15 protein-coding genes are annotated in these 17,503 nt (G+C 51.9%); 1 reads left to right on the top strand and 14 read right to left on the bottom strand.

The window, feature by feature from the left end; all coding sequences use genetic code 11:
* Positions 1-22 precede the first annotated feature (22 nt).
* From AC5TBW_RS04170 to AC5TBW_RS04105, 14 genes are all read right to left on the bottom strand, one after another.
* Positions 23-1,513, bottom strand: a complete 1,491-nt coding sequence (locus AC5TBW_RS04170; protein WP_495510862.1) for an alanine/glycine:cation symporter family protein — start codon at positions 1,511-1,513, stop codon at positions 23-25.
* 206 nt (positions 1,514-1,719) lie between these two features.
* On the bottom strand, positions 1,720-3,297 hold the full coding sequence (locus AC5TBW_RS04165; RefSeq protein WP_495510861.1) for an aldehyde dehydrogenase (NADP(+)): 1,578 nt from the start codon (positions 3,295-3,297) through the stop codon (positions 1,720-1,722).
* 42 nt (positions 3,298-3,339) lie between these two features.
* A complete protein-coding gene (locus AC5TBW_RS04160) occupies positions 3,340-4,095 on the bottom strand; it encodes a FadR/GntR family transcriptional regulator (protein WP_495510860.1) in 756 nt (251 codons plus the stop codon).
* A 65-nt stretch (positions 4,096-4,160) separates the two neighbouring features.
* The gene (locus AC5TBW_RS04155; RefSeq protein WP_495510859.1) at positions 4,161-4,961 is read right to left on the bottom strand and encodes an NAD-dependent epimerase/dehydratase family protein; all 801 of its coding nucleotides are present in this window, start codon (positions 4,959-4,961) and stop codon (positions 4,161-4,163) included.
* Between the two features lie 34 nt (positions 4,962-4,995).
* Complete coding sequence (locus AC5TBW_RS04150; RefSeq protein ID WP_495510858.1) at positions 4,996-5,856, bottom strand: amidohydrolase family protein; 861 nt, start codon at positions 5,854-5,856, stop codon at positions 4,996-4,998.
* 2 nt (positions 5,857-5,858) lie between these two features.
* A complete protein-coding gene (locus AC5TBW_RS04145) occupies positions 5,859-6,995 on the bottom strand; it encodes a mandelate racemase/muconate lactonizing enzyme family protein (protein WP_495510857.1) in 1,137 nt (378 codons plus the stop codon).
* 38 nt (positions 6,996-7,033) lie between these two features.
* Positions 7,034-8,314, bottom strand: a complete 1,281-nt coding sequence (locus AC5TBW_RS04140; protein ID WP_495510856.1) for a TRAP transporter large permease — start codon at positions 8,312-8,314, stop codon at positions 7,034-7,036.
* Between the two features lie 3 nt (positions 8,315-8,317).
* Complete coding sequence (locus AC5TBW_RS04135) at positions 8,318-8,854, bottom strand: TRAP transporter small permease (RefSeq protein ID WP_495510855.1); 537 nt, start codon at positions 8,852-8,854, stop codon at positions 8,318-8,320.
* A 62-nt stretch (positions 8,855-8,916) separates the two neighbouring features.
* Positions 8,917-9,906, bottom strand: coding sequence for a TRAP transporter substrate-binding protein (locus tag AC5TBW_RS04130; protein ID WP_495511910.1), 990 nt, complete (start codon positions 9,904-9,906; stop codon positions 8,917-8,919).
* A gap of 100 nt (positions 9,907-10,006) precedes the next feature.
* Positions 10,007-10,924, bottom strand: coding sequence for a 5-dehydro-4-deoxyglucarate dehydratase (kdgD, locus tag AC5TBW_RS04125; RefSeq protein WP_495510854.1), 918 nt, complete (start codon positions 10,922-10,924; stop codon positions 10,007-10,009).
* 221 nt (positions 10,925-11,145) lie between these two features.
* Positions 11,146-11,907 carry a metallophosphoesterase gene (locus AC5TBW_RS04120; protein ID WP_495510853.1) on the bottom strand — a complete coding sequence of 254 codons (762 nt, stop codon included), beginning with the start codon at positions 11,905-11,907 and terminating at the stop codon, positions 11,146-11,148.
* 92 nt (positions 11,908-11,999) lie between these two features.
* Positions 12,000-13,712, bottom strand: a complete 1,713-nt coding sequence (locus AC5TBW_RS04115; protein WP_495510852.1) for a thiamine pyrophosphate-dependent enzyme — start codon at positions 13,710-13,712, stop codon at positions 12,000-12,002.
* A gap of 781 nt (positions 13,713-14,493) precedes the next feature.
* Positions 14,494-15,045 (bottom strand): spermidine N1-acetyltransferase, encoded by a 552-nt coding sequence (gene speG, locus AC5TBW_RS04110; protein WP_495510851.1) that lies wholly within the window; start codon positions 15,043-15,045, stop codon positions 14,494-14,496.
* A 106-nt stretch (positions 15,046-15,151) separates the two neighbouring features.
* Positions 15,152-16,372, bottom strand: a complete 1,221-nt coding sequence (locus AC5TBW_RS04105; RefSeq protein ID WP_495510850.1) for an NAD(P)/FAD-dependent oxidoreductase — start codon at positions 16,370-16,372, stop codon at positions 15,152-15,154.
* Positions 16,373-16,487: 115 nt separating this feature from the next.
* Between AC5TBW_RS04105 and ltaE the strand changes: the two genes are divergently transcribed.
* Positions 16,488-17,495 (top strand): low-specificity L-threonine aldolase, encoded by a 1,008-nt coding sequence (gene ltaE, locus AC5TBW_RS04100; protein ID WP_495510849.1) that lies wholly within the window; start codon positions 16,488-16,490, stop codon positions 17,493-17,495.
* Positions 17,496-17,503 lie beyond the last annotated feature (8 nt).

The raw sequence follows: 17,503 nt of genomic DNA, 5'->3' as shown, positions 1-17,503 counted from the left end.
CCGCAATGGTTAGGCGCTACCCTCACTCTTCTTTGACCTCCTTCACTGGCCATACATCGGCATCCACCAGTTCTGGGCGCTTAAGAATGGCCGGATCGAATATCGGTTCGTGAATGCCTTCGCGACGCTGACGCTCATAGTCTTTCAGCACGGCCACCGCGATCGGCCCCATGATGAGAATCGCAAACAAGTTAGTGGTCGCCATCAGTCCCATCGCTAAATCAGCAAAGTCCCACACCACGCTTAGCTCTGCCACGGAACCAAGCATTACCATAGCGATAACAATTACCTTGAACACGCTTACCGCTTTTGTGGCGTGACGGCGGAACAGAAACTCGATGTTGACCGACGAAAAAGAGAAGTTTGCCAAGATGGAGGTAAAGGCAAAAAACAGAATCGCCAGCGCGATAAATATTTCACCAAAGCCGCCTAAATGATCCACCATGGCATCCTGGGTCAGTTGAATACCCTCAATGCTGTCGCCCGGCGACTCCGACATCAGTCGCTCATAAACGCCGGAAAGCAGGATTACCACGGCTGTGCAGCTACAGATCACAATGGTGTCCACAAACACGCCAAAGGATTGCACTAAGCCTTGGGCCGCAGGATGCTTTACGGTTGCCTGAGCGGCCGCGTTGGGCGTTGAACCCATGCCCGCTTCGTTTGAGAACAGGCCGCGCTTGACGCCATTTTCCATCGCCGCTTTAATCGCGTAACCAGCAGCACCACCAACAGCCGGACCAAGCCCGAAAGCGCTCATCACGATTAGCGAGAGCATATCGGGCACGGCCGAAATGTTAACAACCAGTATCCATAGTGCCACTAGCAGATACGCAATCGCCATTGCCGGGACAATCTTCTCGGCGGTGCGCGCTACCGACTTGAGGCCGCCATAAATAACCAAACCTGCAAAGAAGGCAATCACTACACCGGTAAGCCAATTGGGTATTCCAAAAGCGCCATTCATGCCTTGGGCGATGGTATTCGATTGGGCCGCGTTAAAGGCCAAGCCATAAGCAATAATCAGAAACACCGCAAACAGCGCGCCTAGCCAGCGCCACCCCAGGCAGCGCTCGATATAGTAGGCAGGGCCACCACGAAAGACGCCATCTTCATTACGGTGCTTATAAACCTGTGCCAAGGTCGACTCAATGAACGCGGTGGCAAACCCCAATAGCGCCGTCACCCACATCCAGAAAATCGCCCCTGGCCCACCAATCCACAGTGCCAGCGCTACCCCGGCTAAATTGCCAGTGCCGACCCGTGCGGCCATCGAGGTGGCAAACGCCTGAAAGCCGCTAATACCATCGCCAGCGCCACGGGCTGTGAACGTGACATAAGCCATATGCCTAAACATACGGAACTGCATACCCCGGGTCATGATGGTAAACAGCAAGCCAGCGCCTAGCAGCAGATAAACAAGAATGTAGCTCCAGATAAAGTCACTGACGGGCATCATGATGGTATAGAGACCATCGCGCAGCGGGGCAATGAGTAATTCGAGGGTCTCCATGGGAATGCTCTCCAGTTAGCTTATATTCACACGCGGTTTCCTGGAAAACCCAGAAAAATACCCTGTCCGACGTGCCGAGTTGGTTCGCCTAAAGCGCGAAACCACACATCGATTCTAGACAGTTTTTGCACCAGCCCCAAAAAAAGCTATAAAAAAGCGGCCCGTAGGCCGCTAATAGAGCTAAAACATTTTCGGTATGAAGACGATTATGACAGCTCGCGTTTACCATCCACTAGGCGGGAGACCTTGAGCGGATTACCGTCCTTCAGCGCATCGGGCAGCAGGCCTTCTGGTAGGGACTGGTAGCAAACTGGCCGTAAGAAGCGGTGAATAGCCGCCGAACCCACAGAGGTCGTGCGCGAATCAGACGTCGCCGGGAACGGCCCGCCGTGCACCATGGCATGGCACACCTCGACCCCAGTGGGCCAACCATTGGCGAGAATACGTCCCGCTTTACGCTCCAGGGTCGGCAGCAGCGCTTTTGCAGCATCAATGTCTGCATCGTCCATATGCAGCGTCGCGGTTAGCTGGCCTTCTAGCTGTTCAGCAACACGCTTTACCTCAGCCGCGTCGGCGCATTCAATCACCAGCGAACTGGCGCCGAACACTTCGGCTTGCAGCGTTTCAGAACCGAGGAAATCGCTCGCTGAGGCGGCAAACAGAGCGGTCTGGCACTGATAGTCGCTGCCGCTTTGACCACGGGCGATTTCTCGCACGTTGGCTGCGCCGCTCAGACTGGAAACGCCCTCCTGATAGGCACCGTGAATACCTGGCGTCAGCATGGTCTGTGCGCCGCTGGCTTCTACCGCGCCACGTGCCGCTTCAATGAAGGCATCTAGCTCAGGGCCTTTTACCGCAATCACCAGGCCGGGGTTGGTGCAGAACTGGCCTGCGCCCATGTTAAGCGAGCCGACAAACGCTTCACCCAGCGCTTTACCGCGAGCTTTAAGCGCCGCCGGTAAGACGAATACTGGGTTAATGCTGCTCATCTCAGCGTATACCGGAATTGGCTGAGGCCGTGCTTGGGCAGTTTTCATCAGCGCCATACCGCCACTGCGCGAACCGGTAAAACCAACGGCTTGAATACGTGGGTCATCCACCAGCGCCTGGCCAATTTCGTTACCAGCACCAAACAGCAATGAGAACACGCCTTCCGGTAAGTTGCAGGCTTTCACGGCTTTTTGAATCGCCTGTCCGACCAACTCTGAGGTACCTGGGTGAGCCGAATGGCCTTTCACCACGACCGGACAGCCTGCAGCTAGCGCTGACGCGGTATCGCCACCCGCGACGGAGAATGCCAGCGGGAAGTTGCTGGCACCGAAAACGGCCACAGGGCCTAATGCGATATGGCGCTGACGAAGATCCGCACGCGGCAGCGGCTCGCGATCCGGCATGGCAGGATCAATACGAACATCCAACCACTCACCGGCACGTACAACCGAAGCAAACAGGCGCAGTTGCCCGCAGGTTCTGCCCCGCTCTCCTTCAATGCGCGCTTGCGGCAGGCCGGTTTCGGCCATGGCGCGCTCAATCAGCTCACTGCCAATGGCTTCAATTTCACTGGCGATGGTTTCAAGAAACGTAGCGCGCTCTTCAAGGGACGTTTCGCGGTAAGTGGCATAGGCCATTTCAGCTAGCTCGCAGGCTTGCTCAACCTGTGCCCGGCTGCCGCCGATATAGATGGGCTCTAGCTTTTCGCCAGTGGCGGGGTTAACCGCTTGAATGTTGGCTTGGGTTCCGGTCACTGCTTGTTGACCGATTAGCATTTCGCCTCGAATCGTCATAGGTCGCTCCTTATCTTGTCAGTGATGTCACTGGTCGTGATGCTACTGATCACGATATTGGGCATAGGTATTGCGCGCCCGATTAAGATGCTGAAACATCGTTTCGCGGGCAGCTTGAGCATCGCGGGAAAGAATAGCTTCGAGTATGTAAGTGTGTTCCTCCTGAACTCGCTCCAAATAGCGTTCGGAAGAGATCGGATTGATGTCGATACTCAGCAGCTTGGCACGAGGAATCACGCTCTGACTCCACTGCTTGTAAAAAGATTGGAAAAAAGGATTTTTGGTCGCCGTGGCGATGGCAAAGTGAAACTGATAATCCTCTTCCCTGGCCTGTGTTTTGGCTGCAAATGCATTACTAAAAGCGAGGTGCTGCGCCTCAAGCCGCTGACGATCCTCATCGTCATGGCGTAAGGCGGCTAATTCAGCCGCCGCAGGCTCTAAGGTTAGCCGCAGTTCCAGCAGGTGCAAGATATCTTCTACGGTAGTGGGGTTTATGCGCTCTGCCGGCCTCGCTTCAACGGTCGAAGAACGCAGCACCGAGGTTCCCACACCGCGGCGGGTCTCTACCAACCCCAGTGATTTAAGATGCGTAATCGCCTCTCGAATCACCGTGCGGCTAACCCCAAAGGAGTCACAAAGGCTGTTCTCAGTGGGCAGCTTATCACCCACCGCCACTTTCCCCTGGGTGATGAGAGCTTCCAGTTGATCGGCCACGTGAACGGACAAGCTTCCCTGCTGCGTCACTTTACTTATTTGAAGCGGTTTTAGGGCTGAAGCCGTTGCGCTAGGTTTGTCCATGAAAGCAATCCTTCAATAATGTCCAAGTTGTATTATATCGTACAACTTAGGTCTTATAAGTACCATTAAACGTCGTCCGGATGACCCGATTTGGTAAATTTGCCGCCCTGATAACGTACGGCGAAATCGTTACCATCTATACTGCGGTCAAGCAGCTCGGTCTCTTCCCGCCATGGCTCAGAGCTATCTTTAGGTGTCCAGCCCAAGAAGCTAGCATGGGCGTTATCCCACCATTTTTCAGCATTATTTGACGCCCCATAAATGACCGTGTAGCCCAAACGCGGTGTCACAAAAGCGCGCTGCAGCAAGCTGACAAAATCCGCCAAGCTCAGCCATGTAGCCATCATGCGGGTATCAGCAGGCTTGTCAAAGCACGAGCCAATGCGAACGCTCAGCGTCTCTACTCCAAACTTATCGTGATACAGACTGGCAAGGTTTTCCCCAAAACACTTTGACACACCGTAAAGAGAATCCGGTTTCTGTGCCACATGGGTGTCGATGTGCTGATGGCGCTCATAAAAACCGATGGCGTGGTTGGAGCTGGCAAATACAATCCTTGGTTTTCCCTGCTTTCTTGCCGCTTCATAAAGATGGTAAGTGCCCATAATATTGGCCTGTAAAATGGCCTCCCAAGGGCTTTCTACCGACATACCGCCTAGGTGAACAATCCCGTCGCAGTCGCGGACCAGTTCCGAGACTGCCTGCATATCGCTAAGATCGGCTTGAACTAGTTCTTCCCCTTCACCCGCCTCTCCTAAAGGCGCCACATCAGATAAGCGAACATGCTTGGCGAGTTTGGATAGGTGCGGTCTCAAGCTTTTGCCCAGTCCCCCGGCCGCGCCAGTCACTAAAATACGGTTTAACATTTGAACTCCTTGCTAATGAGTAAAAGAAAATTTTTTAAAAGCCGTAAAGTGTGGCGGGGTTATCTACCAGTATCTTTTGCCGGGCGCTTTCATCTGCCCAATGCAGCAATGTATCTAACTGCTCGGCATCATCCGGGTAGTGCTCGCGAGGTACCGCCACGTGGGGCCAATTGGATCCCCAAATAACACGTTCAGGGGCGTGCTGGATAAGCCGCTTTGCGATAGGGCTTACGTCGGCATAGTCAGGTCCGCCGCTTAGGCTGGTTTCATAACCACCGCAGATTTTTAACCACGCATTACCACGATCCAGCAAACTAAGCAGTTGATCAACGCGGTGATCATCAGCGGCAACTGGCGGCATAAACTTGCCAATATGGTCAATGATGTAGTCAGTTTCGATAGCGTTGAGAGTGTCCATATAGTCATTAATTTCACGGCTATTGAACTGCACCATTAAGTGCCAGCCAAACGCTTTTACCCGCGCTTCCACTGCGGCTAAACCATCCAACCCCACTGCCCCACCGGGTAGCTGCATGATCCTTGCGCCACGCGCACCCTGGGCATGCAACGCTTCAACTTGCGATTCTGAAACATCAGGGGGAACAGCCACAATAGCCCTTGCGCGCTCCTGACCAATTTCTGCAACACCTTTTAAAATAGAACGATTATCAAACTGGTAGGCGTTAGATTGTGTTACCACAACACGCTCAAGCGAGAGACGCTGCTGAACGACACGGTAATCCGCTACTGTTGCCAGCTCGGCAATATCTGGCCCACCCGGCTGCGCTTCATAGCCGGGCAGGTATAAATGCATATGGCAATCGGTTGCCCCTGCTGGTGCCTTTAAGTTGGGCGGCAGCCCTGTTAACGGACGTGTATTAACGGGAATCGACAACGTTATTTCTCCCTAAGAGCGTAGGTGGATAGCGCATCGCGATTAATTTCAACACCCAAGCCTGGACCATCGGGAATCGTCATCACGCCTTGGGTATGCTCGATGGGTGTTTGAACGACAGCTTGGCGAAAGGGATTCTCGGTGCGGTCAAATTCCATAATGGGTTCGATAGGTTTTCGGCGTGGCGGGTTGGGCGGCAGCGCAGCCATAAACTGCAGGCTTGCTGCCAAACACACCGCGGTGCCCCATACATGGGGCACTAACCGAACACCGTGCATCGCGGCCATATCTGCCACGCGGCGCATCTCGCTAAAACCACCCACGCCACAAATATCCGGTTGCACAATATCGACCGCACGACGGGCCAACGGCTCATGCATGGCATAGCGGCCGTGCCAGTTCTCACCACTGGCAACAGGAATTGGCTGACCGGCCCGAACGGCTTCATAAGTGGCAATCTGTTCGGGCAAGACGGGTTCTTCAAACCAGTCGATACCGTACTGCGCAGCACGCTGTCCCAACTCAATCGCTTCTAGGTAATCGTAACCATGATTGGCATCAATCATCATGCGCATATCCGGCCCGATGGCATCACGTACGGCGGCAATCACCGCAAGATCTTCCTCGACATCGAAGCCAATTTTTATCTTAACGGCGTGAAAACCATCGCGACGGTAGCCTGCCACTTCTGCGGCTATATCAGTGACCCGATCAACGCCCTCTCGGCGAAAAGAGCCGGTGGCGTAAGCGCGCACGCTGTCGCGAAAGCGTCCACCCAGCAACGTCGAGATAGGTACGCCAAAGTGCTTGCCTTTGATATCCCACAACGCAATATCAATGCCGCTTAAGGCGGTCACGGTTAAACCGCGCTGCCCTTGGTCGCGTAATCGGTTATAGAGCGTTAACCAAACTTTCTCTGTCTGGAGTGGATCTTCGCCTACGAGTGACTGGGCGTAGACCTCCACAATGGCGGCATTAGGCTTCGCGGGCCCTAAGCACTCGCCCCAACCGATGGTCCCATCATCACAGATGATTTCGACTAAGCAGTGTTGGCGGCGAGAAAAATGCATGGAGGCACTTTCAAACGCCGTTTCGAGTTGGTAATCCAGTATATGGGTTTTTACGGCGACAACTTTCATAAACGATCTATCCTGTTAGCGGCTTTTTGAAAGCGCCCTTATTGGAAAAAGCTGGGCAGCGTCAAAGAGATAGCAGGTATGTAAGTCACCATCATCAAGGCAACGAACAGTGCTAAGAAGAAAGGCCATATAGTGCGCACCGCTTCTTCGATTTTAATTTTCCCGATCACACAACCGACAAACAGACACGCACCTACCGGTGGCGTACACAAGCCAAGCCCCAGGTTCATCATCAAAATGATGCCGAACTGAATCGGGTCCATACCGAACTGCATAGCAACGGGCAGGAAAATAGGTGTACAGATAAGAATTAACGCGGCCATGTCCATAATCATGCCTAAAATCAACAGGATGATATTAAGCATTAGGAAAATAACCAGCGGCTTGTCGGAAATAGCCACCAAGCCCGTAGTTAGCATTTCCGGAACATTGTAGAGCGCGAGCAGATATGAAAACGCAGAGGCGCACCCCACTAAAATCATTACTAACGAGGTGGTTTTTACCGACTGAACAACAGCGGCTTTGAAAGAGGCCCAGGACAATTCGCGGTAAACCAAGCCGGTCACGACAATAGCGTAGATAGCTCCGAAAGCACCGGATTCTGTCACTGTTAGAATGCCCGAGAGCACCCCACCGACGATAATCACTGCGGTCATTAGCCCAGGCAGGGAGGCGAAAAAGCTGATAATTAGCGCATTCCAACCAGGAAAGGCTTCTCCTTTATAACCACGTTTCACCGCCACAATATAAGCAGCAACGGCTAAGCTAAGGCACATCAAAACCCCAGGAACAATACCGGCGATAAACAGCTGGGTAACGGAAATACCGCCGCCTGCGGCTACCGCATAAAGAATCATGTTATGGCTAGGAGGAATCACTACGCCTGCGATCGACGAGGTCACAGTAACGTTCACTGCATAGTCGGCATCGTAGCCTTTCTCTTTCATCACCGGGATCAGGATAGACCCTAATGCGGAAGTGTCCGCCACTGCAGAGCCAGATATGCCTCCGAACAGCATGGAAGAGCTAATGTTGACCATCCCCAGACCGCCACGCACCTTACCGACCATGGCGGATGCTAAACGCACAAGGCGTGTGGAGATACCTCCGTGCATCATTAACTCCCCGGCAAAGATAAAGAAGGGAATTGCGAGCAGTGAAAAAACCGAAATACCGGAAAGAATACGCTGGAACGCAACAAACAGAGGCAAACCTTCATAAAGAAACGTTACAACAGCCGCTAAACCAACGGCAAAAGCAACTGGCGCACCGACTATAAGGCCTAGAAAGAATATCCCGAAAAGAATAATAAGACCCATCGTTTAAACCCTCTTAACTTTTCGAGACAGTAGGCGCTGTGCTATATCAGCGGCTGCAAAAAGCATAATTAATACACCACAAATTACTAAGGGAGCCGCACGCCAACTTTCCGACAAACCTATCATGGGAATAGCCCTTTCCAAGTTGGTCATTACTAATGTCCAACCTTGAAAAGCCATAAAACCACCAAAAGATAGGATAAAAAGATCAGAAATATGGTGCATCAAACCGCGCAATGGACCAGCGAAGCTTTCACGAATAAAATCAATATTCAGATGGCTATGGTGCCTAACCCCAGCAGCTGCACCTAAGCAGGTGATATAAACAACCAACACCAACGAAGCTTGTTCAACCCAAGTAGGAGTATTATTCAGCACATAACGACCAAAAACCAACCACCCAAATATTATAATAAGGGTGACTAATAAGACCCCTGCAACAAGAATACATAAGCTGGCGATACCATCTAGGATTCGATTCAGCGAGCCGCTTTTTTCCACGTCTTCCTTATCGACCTGCGATTCAAGTTCGATACTCACGGCACATTTCCTTTTCAACTTCCGGCAGCGCTTAACTGCCGGAAGCGTGTGGGCGACAAAGTTTACTCAGTAGCGCGAATTTCCTCGATCAACTCACCTGTGCCAGGATTATTCGCAATGAACGTTTCATACATAGGTTCCATAAGCGCCTGGAAGGCCGCTTTATCATCAACTTCGTTAATCTCGACACCGTAATCGAGAACAATCTGGCGACTCTTCTCAGAGCTTTCTACCCACAGCTCACGCTGGCGTTCAGAAGCCTCTTCAGCTACCCCACGAATAATCTCTTGATCTTCTTCGGAGAGAGCTTCCCAACTTGATTTAGCCACACATAAACACTCAGGAATAATCAAGTGTTCGGTTAATGAGTAGTAACCAGTCGTTTCATAGTGGTTGCTAGACTCAAAAGAGGGGTAGTTATTCTCAGCGCCATCGAGTACACCGGTGGTTAAGCTTTGATAAACTTCACCATAAGACATAGGCGTGGCATTACCTCCCATCGCGGCGATCATATCGACGTAAAGATCGTTATTCATTACCCGGATCTTCAAGCCTTCAACATCTTCAGGGGTTCTAATAGGGCGCTGGTTGTTATAAATACTGCGGGCACCCGAATCGAACCAGGAAAGAACCACTAAGCCTTTATCTTCCAAGGCGTCGGCAAAGCGTTCACCAATTTCACCGTCCATCACCGTATGCATGTGATCAACATCGTTGAACAAAAAGGGTAATGAGAACACATTCGTTTCTGGAACGATGGGGCCCATTGGCCCCATGTTGAAGTTGGCAAAGTCTAACGCCCCATTGCGAGTCTGCTCGATGGCATCCGACTGGTCGCCAAGCACGGCATTGTTGTAAACACGTGGTTCAACGCGACCTTCCGTTTGCTCCTCCACCGCTTCGGCAAATTCTTCTAACGCCACCGTATTGGGATAGCCGTCAGGATGGATGTTCCAACCACGCCAATCTTCTGCTTGAGCAGGTAGCGCAATGGCAACCAATGCTGCAACGCTGGCGATGGGGGCTAACGTTTTTAAAGTACGGGGGCTCATAAAGCTGGCTTTCATGCAGTTATTGTATGTGCGCATGTCTAACATCCTCTTATTATTGGTGGTTATTTAATGATGCTGGTTAACAGGGCCAGTGGGGGGATCAATACTTATTTGCTACTTCAATAAGGGCTTCCAACTGCTGGCACTCAGCATCGGTTGGCATGGTCAGCGGCGCGCGGACACTGCCTGCAGGTCGGCCTACAATCGCGGCACCTGCTTTGATAAGGCTAACGGCGTAGCCTGCTTTTCGGTCCCTGACATCTACGAAAGGAATAAAAAAGTCGTTGGTGATCTGCTTAACGAGCTCTTTATTGCCTTTACGCAACTCCTTATAAAACGTCACAGCCATTTCCGGAACGAAGTTGAAAACGGCTGAGGAGTAGGTATTCACGCCGATGGAGACATAGGCTTCAGCGAAAATTTCCGCCGTCGGTACACCACCGATATAAACCAGGCGGTCTCCTACGGTTTTGATGATTTTATTGAGTGCCTGTATATCGCCTTTGCCATCCTTCAGACCCACCAAATTAGGGCACTGGTCGGCCAGGTGCTGAACGGAAGGTGCCGTCAAAACGCCGTTACCGCGGTTGTAGTAAATGACGCTAATCGAGGTAGCGTCACAGATTTGACGGGCATACTCGACCAAACCATCCTGAGGGCATTCGGTCAGGTAAGGCGGCATCAGCAAAATACCGTCTGCCCCCGCCTCTTCCGCCGCCGCTGCAAAGGCTTTGCCTGTTTCGACGCTTAAGCCTGCGCTGGCAATCACCGGTAAGCGTCCGTCAATCACCTCGACTGCCACGCGCACGATCTCGCGATACTCATCTAGCGAAAGACTGAAGAACTCCCCCGTACCACCCGCGACGAAAACCGCGGAAATTTCGTGGCTAATGAACCACTCAAGTCGCTTGCGGTAGCTCGCTTCATCGAAGCGACCCTGGCTATCGAAGTCCGTAATCGGGAACGATAGCAGGCCATCGCCGATGGCATTGGTTACAGCTTCTCTTGAAAACGTCACTTTGTGCCCTCGTTATGAATGCGTTGACTATTGGTGAGCATGCTTCATTGGCTAGTCAACATCCTATGTTATACATCATACAACTAAGAAGATAAGTACCCGGTCGCCAAGGCGCAAGTAGAAGACGTTGAATTTAAACCAAAGTAGCACTCTCTGGACCTTGAATAAGGTCTATAACAGAGAGCACAAAGTGACCTTAAATCTATGAAATGATGACGCTTTTAGAGGTCTAAAACACAATCCGGCCTAAATTTCGCTGGATTGAACTCATAGGGATAACCGCCGGGATTGGCGATGATGCGGGTGCCGTTGCGCAAAATGTCGACAGGTTCATGAACATGCCCATGAACCCACACGTCCATTTTGCCCATTAACTCGGGCAGATGTGAGGCAAACGCGGGGGATAAAGCATCGCCCAAATATTGCCCTGGAATACAGTCGTGCAGCGGCGCGTGATGGCTGACCACCACTTTTGGCCCGTCAAAGGGTTGAGAGAGCTCGGCTTCGAGCCATGCCAACGCTTGTGCATGCAGCAGAGAGCTTGCTGACGGTGTCAGGGTTACGCCTGGGGAGCTTTGGACGATTTTAAAATCGGGCATATAACGCAACGCTTTTGATTCGGTATCGGCAAGGTTTTGGGTCGGGTCATTGGCATACAGCGCAAAGTCCGTCCACAGTGTTGTGCCATAAAAGCGAATGCCATTAAGCGTAACGGCACGATTATCCAGAAGCTCGATATCGAGGCGCTCAGCCTCCAGCGCCAAGTCACCACGCAAGTGCGGCATACATGTGCCATAAAATTCATGATTGCCAGGTACATAAATAATCGGCATATCTGGAAAACGATGGCGGGCCCACGCGAGCCCTTCACACTTACGATGAATATCCCCGGCCAGAATCAGCACGTCTGCTTCCACCTGCGGGAGCTCGCGGTTTCCGTCGAAAAACTCCAGGTGTAAATCAGATAAAATATGCAGCCGCATAAGGCTCCTCAGAAAGACATCACTTAAAAGAACAACACTCAATAAACTGCCTTATGCAGACCACTACAACTGCCATCGTGACGCTAAACCCCTCAGCGTTTTAGGAAGTTACTTTTAACTAAGTGAACTACTTCATCCATGCGCCCACTCAGCACCGCTTTCGCGGAGTAGAGTGCAGTAGAAGCCATTTGCCCAGCTTCCACTTTAGGCGGCATGACGAGTTCCATTGGGTTCACGACCACATCCAACAGCGCTGGGCCGGGATATGCCAGCCAGTCGCCCATAGCGTCCTCAAGCTGGTCCTCTTGCTCAACGCGCTTACCCCACAGCCCCATGGTTTGTGCGACACGCCCAAAATCAGGATTCTCCAGCTCGGTATAGGCATCCAGTAGCCCTTCTACTTTCTGCTCTAACTCCACAAAACTTAACGAGCTGTTGTTATACACCACGATTTTAAGTGGAATACGCCGCTGCACCAGGGTTAGCAGGTCGCCCATTAACATGGAAAGCCCACCGTCACCGCACATGGCGATGACCTGACGATCCGGATATGCCAGTTGAATACCCAGCGCTTGAGGGTAGGCATTCGCCATGGTGCCGTGCTGCAAGCTGGCGAGTGTGCGGCGCTGGCCTAGCGAGCGTATATGCCGCAACATCCATACATTAACACTGCCGGTATCCGCCGTAATTAGCGCATCATTATTGGCCAAACGATCAAGGGCGAGCGTTAGCTCCTGCGGATGGATTAGCCCATCGTCCTTACTCTTATGAGCCGACTTCTGCAGTGATTTTTGGTAGCGTTTGCGGCATTTTTCCAACCAGCGCGTGCTGCTATTAGGCTCGACGACCTGAGAAAGCGCTTCGCACGTATCTCGCGCACTGCCTATGATGCCCACATCAACAGGGTAACGCTTACCAATCTGAGCTGGATCGTGATCTACCTGGATAATCGCAGCGCTCTCAGGGTAAAACTGGCTAAACGCAAAGTTACAGCCAAGTAGCAGCAACGTGTCGCACTCTGCGACAGCGTGGTAGCCACCCTCCAGACCATAAACGCCGGTCATCCCAACCTGGTACGGATTATCATGCTCGAGAAAATCTTTGGCACGGGAGGTCCAGGCAATGGGGGCCTGCAGCTTTTCAGCCAACGCAATCACCTGTTCACGGGCATCTTCACAGCCGGCACCGGCAAATATCGTGATATTGCCGCCTTTATTGAGCTGCTGAACAGCGGGAACTAAGGCCGCCGCCGAAGGACGCAGTGAATAGCTAAAACGGTGGGTACGATAAGCAAGCTGGTTTTGCGGCGTTTGGTTGAAAATATCCCCAGGTACAATTAATACCGCGACCCCACGCTTTGCCAGCGCGGTTTGCGCAGCAAGCGACGTCATGCGTCGCGCCTGTTCAGGCGAGTTAAGGGTTTCACAAAATACGCTGTACTGTTCAAACACACGCGACTGATCGACTTCCTGAGGAAAACTGCTGCCCGTTTCGCCCAGTGGCACCTGAGTCGCAATAAACACGACAGGTGAGCCATTGCGATGCGCATCGAAAAGGCCGTTTACAAAGTGCAGGCTGCCTGGCCCACAGGAACCGGCACACAGCGCTAACTCTTGGGTAAGATAGGCCTCTCCGCCAGCCGCAAAACCACCGACTTCCTCGTGCCGAACCCCGATCCACTCTATGTCACTTTGTCGCAGGGCATCGGTAAAGTGATTGAGGGTATCCCCTACTACTCCGTAGCAGCGCTTTGCGCCTGCATTTTGGAGAGTTTCAACCATGATTTCAGCAACATTGGTACTCATTAGCGACTCCTTTCGCAACGACCTGATAGATAAGTGGCGCAGCGTATAGCCTAGCGGGTTATCGCCAATCCTGCGTAATGTGCGACCTTTTACAAGACTATTCACAGGCTAAATGCTGCGCCGCAGCAAAAAAGCGCTATACTGTAAATGTAGTCCCACTAGGAGGACCACACTATGACGTTTCTAATAACTCCCCCTGCACGCGATAAAGAAGTTCTAGAGTTCTGGAACTTGAATGCCCAATGGAATCGTGCCGCAGCAGAAGCGCTGAAAGCCTATTTAGGTTAATTCAGGTGCTTTAGACTAAAAGATAATCACAGAAGCCGGGAGTAACTCCCGGCTTTTTTATGACTATGAAAACCTTTTCCATTCAATTGCATAGTAGAGTGAGTGGCGCATTTGTAAGCAAATGCTTACACGGAATGGCAAATCACCTACGTCATTTGGACTACCAGAAGCTGGCAAAAGCCCTTATTATCGTTATCAACAGCTAAAATGCTGCTTTGCACAAATTAACGTGCGTATAAGAAATAAGCTGTGAATTACAACGCCTTTCACCTAACCCCTGAAAAAGGAGTAGCCGCCATGCAGCATCCAGTCAATCACGGACAGTCGAGGGAAGCCGATATTATGGAAGTATGGGCTAAGCGTGCTCAACAGCAGCGTGCGGCACTTGATGCGCTCAAGGCCTATCTCGGCTAAGCGTCAGCGCTGGTTTACACCATGCAGTATCAGCTATATCCCACGCCTCGTCTCAGCGAGGCGTTTTATTTGAGCATGTTCACAACCAGTTAGATTCAGGCGCTTCGATGGTATCAAGTTGATCGAGATAGGTGCCCTGCAGGATATACATACGCTTCACATCCCGGTACTTGCCATTGATAAAGAACTCCTGCACTAGATGCCCCTCTTCAATAAAGCCGCTCTCTTCGTAAAGATGGATCGCTTTGACGTTTTCCACCGCCACAATGAGATATACCTTATGCAGATTTAGGATGGTGAAGGAGTAGTGCAATGCCTGCCCAATCAACGAACGGGCAAACCCTTTGCCCTGATGGTCCGGGGTAATGATAATTTGAAACTCGGCACTGCGATGGATGTAGTCGATCTCAATCAGTTCCACCAAACCAATCGCATTACCGTGGCTATCTTCGGCGACAAAGCGCCGCTCGGCATTGTCATGAATATGCTTGTTATAGAGCTCCTCTAACTCGTCGAACGACTCGTAAGGTTCTTCAAACCAGTACGACATGATGCTCTGGTTATTATTGAGCTCGTGGACAAAGCGCAGATCATTGCGCTCTAGTGCCCGTAAGTACAGTGTATGGCTCATGGCCCTCAACCCTTGTGAATATCTATTCAGATATACTCATTTTCCACGAACGCGCCGCTAGATTTTATGGCTATTTTTAAGGCCGTTGCCAAGATCGCATTGACAGTTAAGTCATTTTGGCTAGGCGCCGGAATGAAAACAGCTCTGCCAGCGGATGCTCCTCTCCTTCAATCAGCGCCCGCAGTAATGTTGCCCCGATCATGCTATAGCTAATGCCGTTACCGCCATACGCCATGGCGAAATGCACCCGTGGCCCGTGTGCCTCATGGGGACCAAAAAAAGGCAGGCCATCATCGGTTTCGGCAAAGGTACCTCCCCATGAGAACGTAGGGTTAATATCGAGTTTAGGCCATAGTGCTTCTACCTTCCGCGCAAGCCCTTCGGCTTTCTCTTCTACCCGAGCATCGCGACGCTTGGGAATGTCTTCATCATCATCGTCGCCACCCACTAAAAGGCGACCATCGCAGGTCGTACGCATATATAAGTAGGGCCGCGCGGACTCCCACACCATGGTATGACGCAATTTACCTAATGCCTCTGGCGGTAGCGGGTCGGTAATCAGCGCATAGCTACTGCGGTTAATGGCAACCTTCTCGGGCAACCAGGCTTGCGATTCATAGCCAGCTGCCATTACCACGTACTGGCAACGCAGGGTGGCACCGTTGGTAAGCGTAAGCGTGACACCCTGCTCGTCCGGCGTCATCGTCTCCATTTGCGTACGGTCATACACTTCCCCACCGCGCTCTACTAACTTGGAAAACAGCTGATAAGCCATGCGGTACGGATCAATACTGGCGGCCAGTTGGGTAAGTATCGCGCCGGGCGCCACAAAGCCGTACTCCTTCAAGATGGTCTCACTTTCAAGCCAGGAAGCGTCAAAGCCGTGCTTAAGGCGAAGCGCCAGCTCCTCTTTTATTGACGCCACATCCTCTTCGTTACTGGCATAGTAGAGACTCTGCTGACGCTCAAAATCGACATCTCCCAGGCCCGCCGCCAAGGTTTCAATCTCACCGATGGCATCGGCACACGCGCGATAAGCAAGCACCGCATCGGCTTCACCGTAACGCTTCGCTAGCTCTGTCATATGCGTGTCAATTTCATACTGAAGCAAGGCGGTGCTCGCAGCGGAGCTGCCCCACCCCACATCGCGTCGTTCAAGTACTACCACATGGTGGCCGTGACGGCTGAGCTCATCCGCAATTAGTGCGCCCGTAATACCGCCACCAATCACCACCACTTCGCTTTGGTGGTCTCGGGTAAGCTGTGGGAAGGTTTTCAACAGGCCGTTTTTTACAGCCCAAAAGGGGTAGCCACTTTTTAAGTCCATCGGGATGCCTATGCTGGAGAGACTTGCAGTATGCTGTTAACCATAGATGGTTCCGCAAAACTTGCTCAATAAAATAGCTCTAAGTGGTCGCTATTAAACAAAAAAGGAGTTCCGCATGATTGATTTACGCAGTGATACGGTAACGCGCCCCACTCCCCCGATGCTTGAAGCCATGCTGGCCGCACCGGTAGGTGATGATGTATGGGGCGATGACCCAACGGTGAATGCTTTCCAAGCAAACTTGGCTGAACTGGCAGGCAAAGAAGCAGCGCTACTGTTTCCTAGTGGTACGCAAAGTAACCTAGTAGGACTCATGGCACACTGCGAGCGCGGTGATGAGTACATTGTTGGACAGTCGGCCCACACTTATCGTTATGAAGGCGGTGGCGCAGCAGTCTTGGGTAGTATCCAACCTCAGCCTATTGAGAATGCGGCCGATGGCACGCTACCAATGGAAAAAATAATCGCTGCCATCAAAGCTGACGATTTTCACTTTGCCCGCAGCAAACTGCTGGCGTTGGAAAATACCATTGGCGGTAAAGTGCTGCCCGAAGAGTATGTTCTAAAAGCGACAGAACTCGCTCGTGAACGCGGTTTAGCAACGCACTTAGACGGAGCACGCCTGTTTAATGCTGCCGTCGCAACCGACAGGTCGCTTAAGCAGCTCTGCCTACCTTTCGATAGCGTTTCATTATGCTTTTCAAAAGGTCTAGGAACCCCCATGGGATCGGCATTGGTGGGCTCTCAAGCGTTGATTGATAAGGCTCGCCGTCTACGCAAAATGGTGGGAGGTGGAATGCGCCAAGTGGGGATTATCGCAGCGGCCTGTCAGTACGCCATCGATCATCATGTGAGTGATTTAAGCGAGGATCACCGCCGTGCCGCAAGGCTGGCCGAAGGCTTGGCAACACTGCCTGGGGTCGAAATCACCTCACAGGCAACCAATATGGTGTTCGCACGCCTTCCTGACCATCATGTGCCGCCCCTTTCCGCCTGGCTAAAAGAGCACGGTATTTTGATTGAGCTTCTTTACGCCACCCGGTTTGTTGTCCATCGCGATATTAACGACGCGGACATTGATAAAGTCATCGCGGTTATGGAGGCCTACTTTAGTCGCCATTAAACATTCGC

This window comes from Vreelandella sp. ssv (genome assembly GCF_059448525.1).
This window is presented reverse-complemented; position numbering and strand designations above follow the sequence as displayed.

What these genes read in the sequence shown, in the direction of transcription:
- AC5TBW_RS04170 (WP_495510862.1), bottom strand. Translation starts at nt 1,513, where the DNA reads ATGGAGACCCTCGAATTACTCATTGCCCCGCTGCGCGATGGTCTCTAT.
- AC5TBW_RS04165 (WP_495510861.1), bottom strand. Translation starts at nt 3,297, where the DNA reads ATGACGATTCGAGGCGAAATGCTAATCGGTCAACAAGCAGTGACCGGA.
- AC5TBW_RS04160 (WP_495510860.1), bottom strand. Translation starts at nt 4,095, where the DNA reads ATGGACAAACCTAGCGCAACGGCTTCAGCCCTAAAACCGCTTCAAATA.
- AC5TBW_RS04155 (WP_495510859.1), bottom strand. Translation starts at nt 4,961, where the DNA reads ATGTTAAACCGTATTTTAGTGACTGGCGCGGCCGGGGGACTGGGCAAA.
- AC5TBW_RS04145 (WP_495510857.1), bottom strand. Translation starts at nt 6,995, where the DNA reads ATGAAAGTTGTCGCCGTAAAAACCCATATACTGGATTACCAACTCGAA.
- AC5TBW_RS04140 (WP_495510856.1), bottom strand. Translation starts at nt 8,314, where the DNA reads ATGGGTCTTATTATTCTTTTCGGGATATTCTTTCTAGGCCTTATAGTC.
- AC5TBW_RS04130 (WP_495511910.1), bottom strand. Translation starts at nt 9,906, where the DNA reads ATGAGCCCCCGTACTTTAAAAACGTTAGCCCCCATCGCCAGCGTTGCA.
- AC5TBW_RS04120 (WP_495510853.1), bottom strand. Translation starts at nt 11,907, where the DNA reads ATGCGGCTGCATATTTTATCTGATTTACACCTGGAGTTTTTCGACGGA.
- AC5TBW_RS04115 (WP_495510852.1), bottom strand. Translation starts at nt 13,712, where the DNA reads ATGAGTACCAATGTTGCTGAAATCATGGTTGAAACTCTCCAAAATGCA.
- speG (WP_495510851.1), bottom strand. Translation starts at nt 15,045, where the DNA reads ATGAGCCATACACTGTACTTACGGGCACTAGAGCGCAATGATCTGCGC.
- AC5TBW_RS04105 (WP_495510850.1), bottom strand. Translation starts at nt 16,372, where the DNA reads ATGGACTTAAAAAGTGGCTACCCCTTTTGGGCTGTAAAAAACGGCCTG.
- ltaE (WP_495510849.1), top strand. Translation starts at nt 16,488, where the DNA reads ATGATTGATTTACGCAGTGATACGGTAACGCGCCCCACTCCCCCGATG.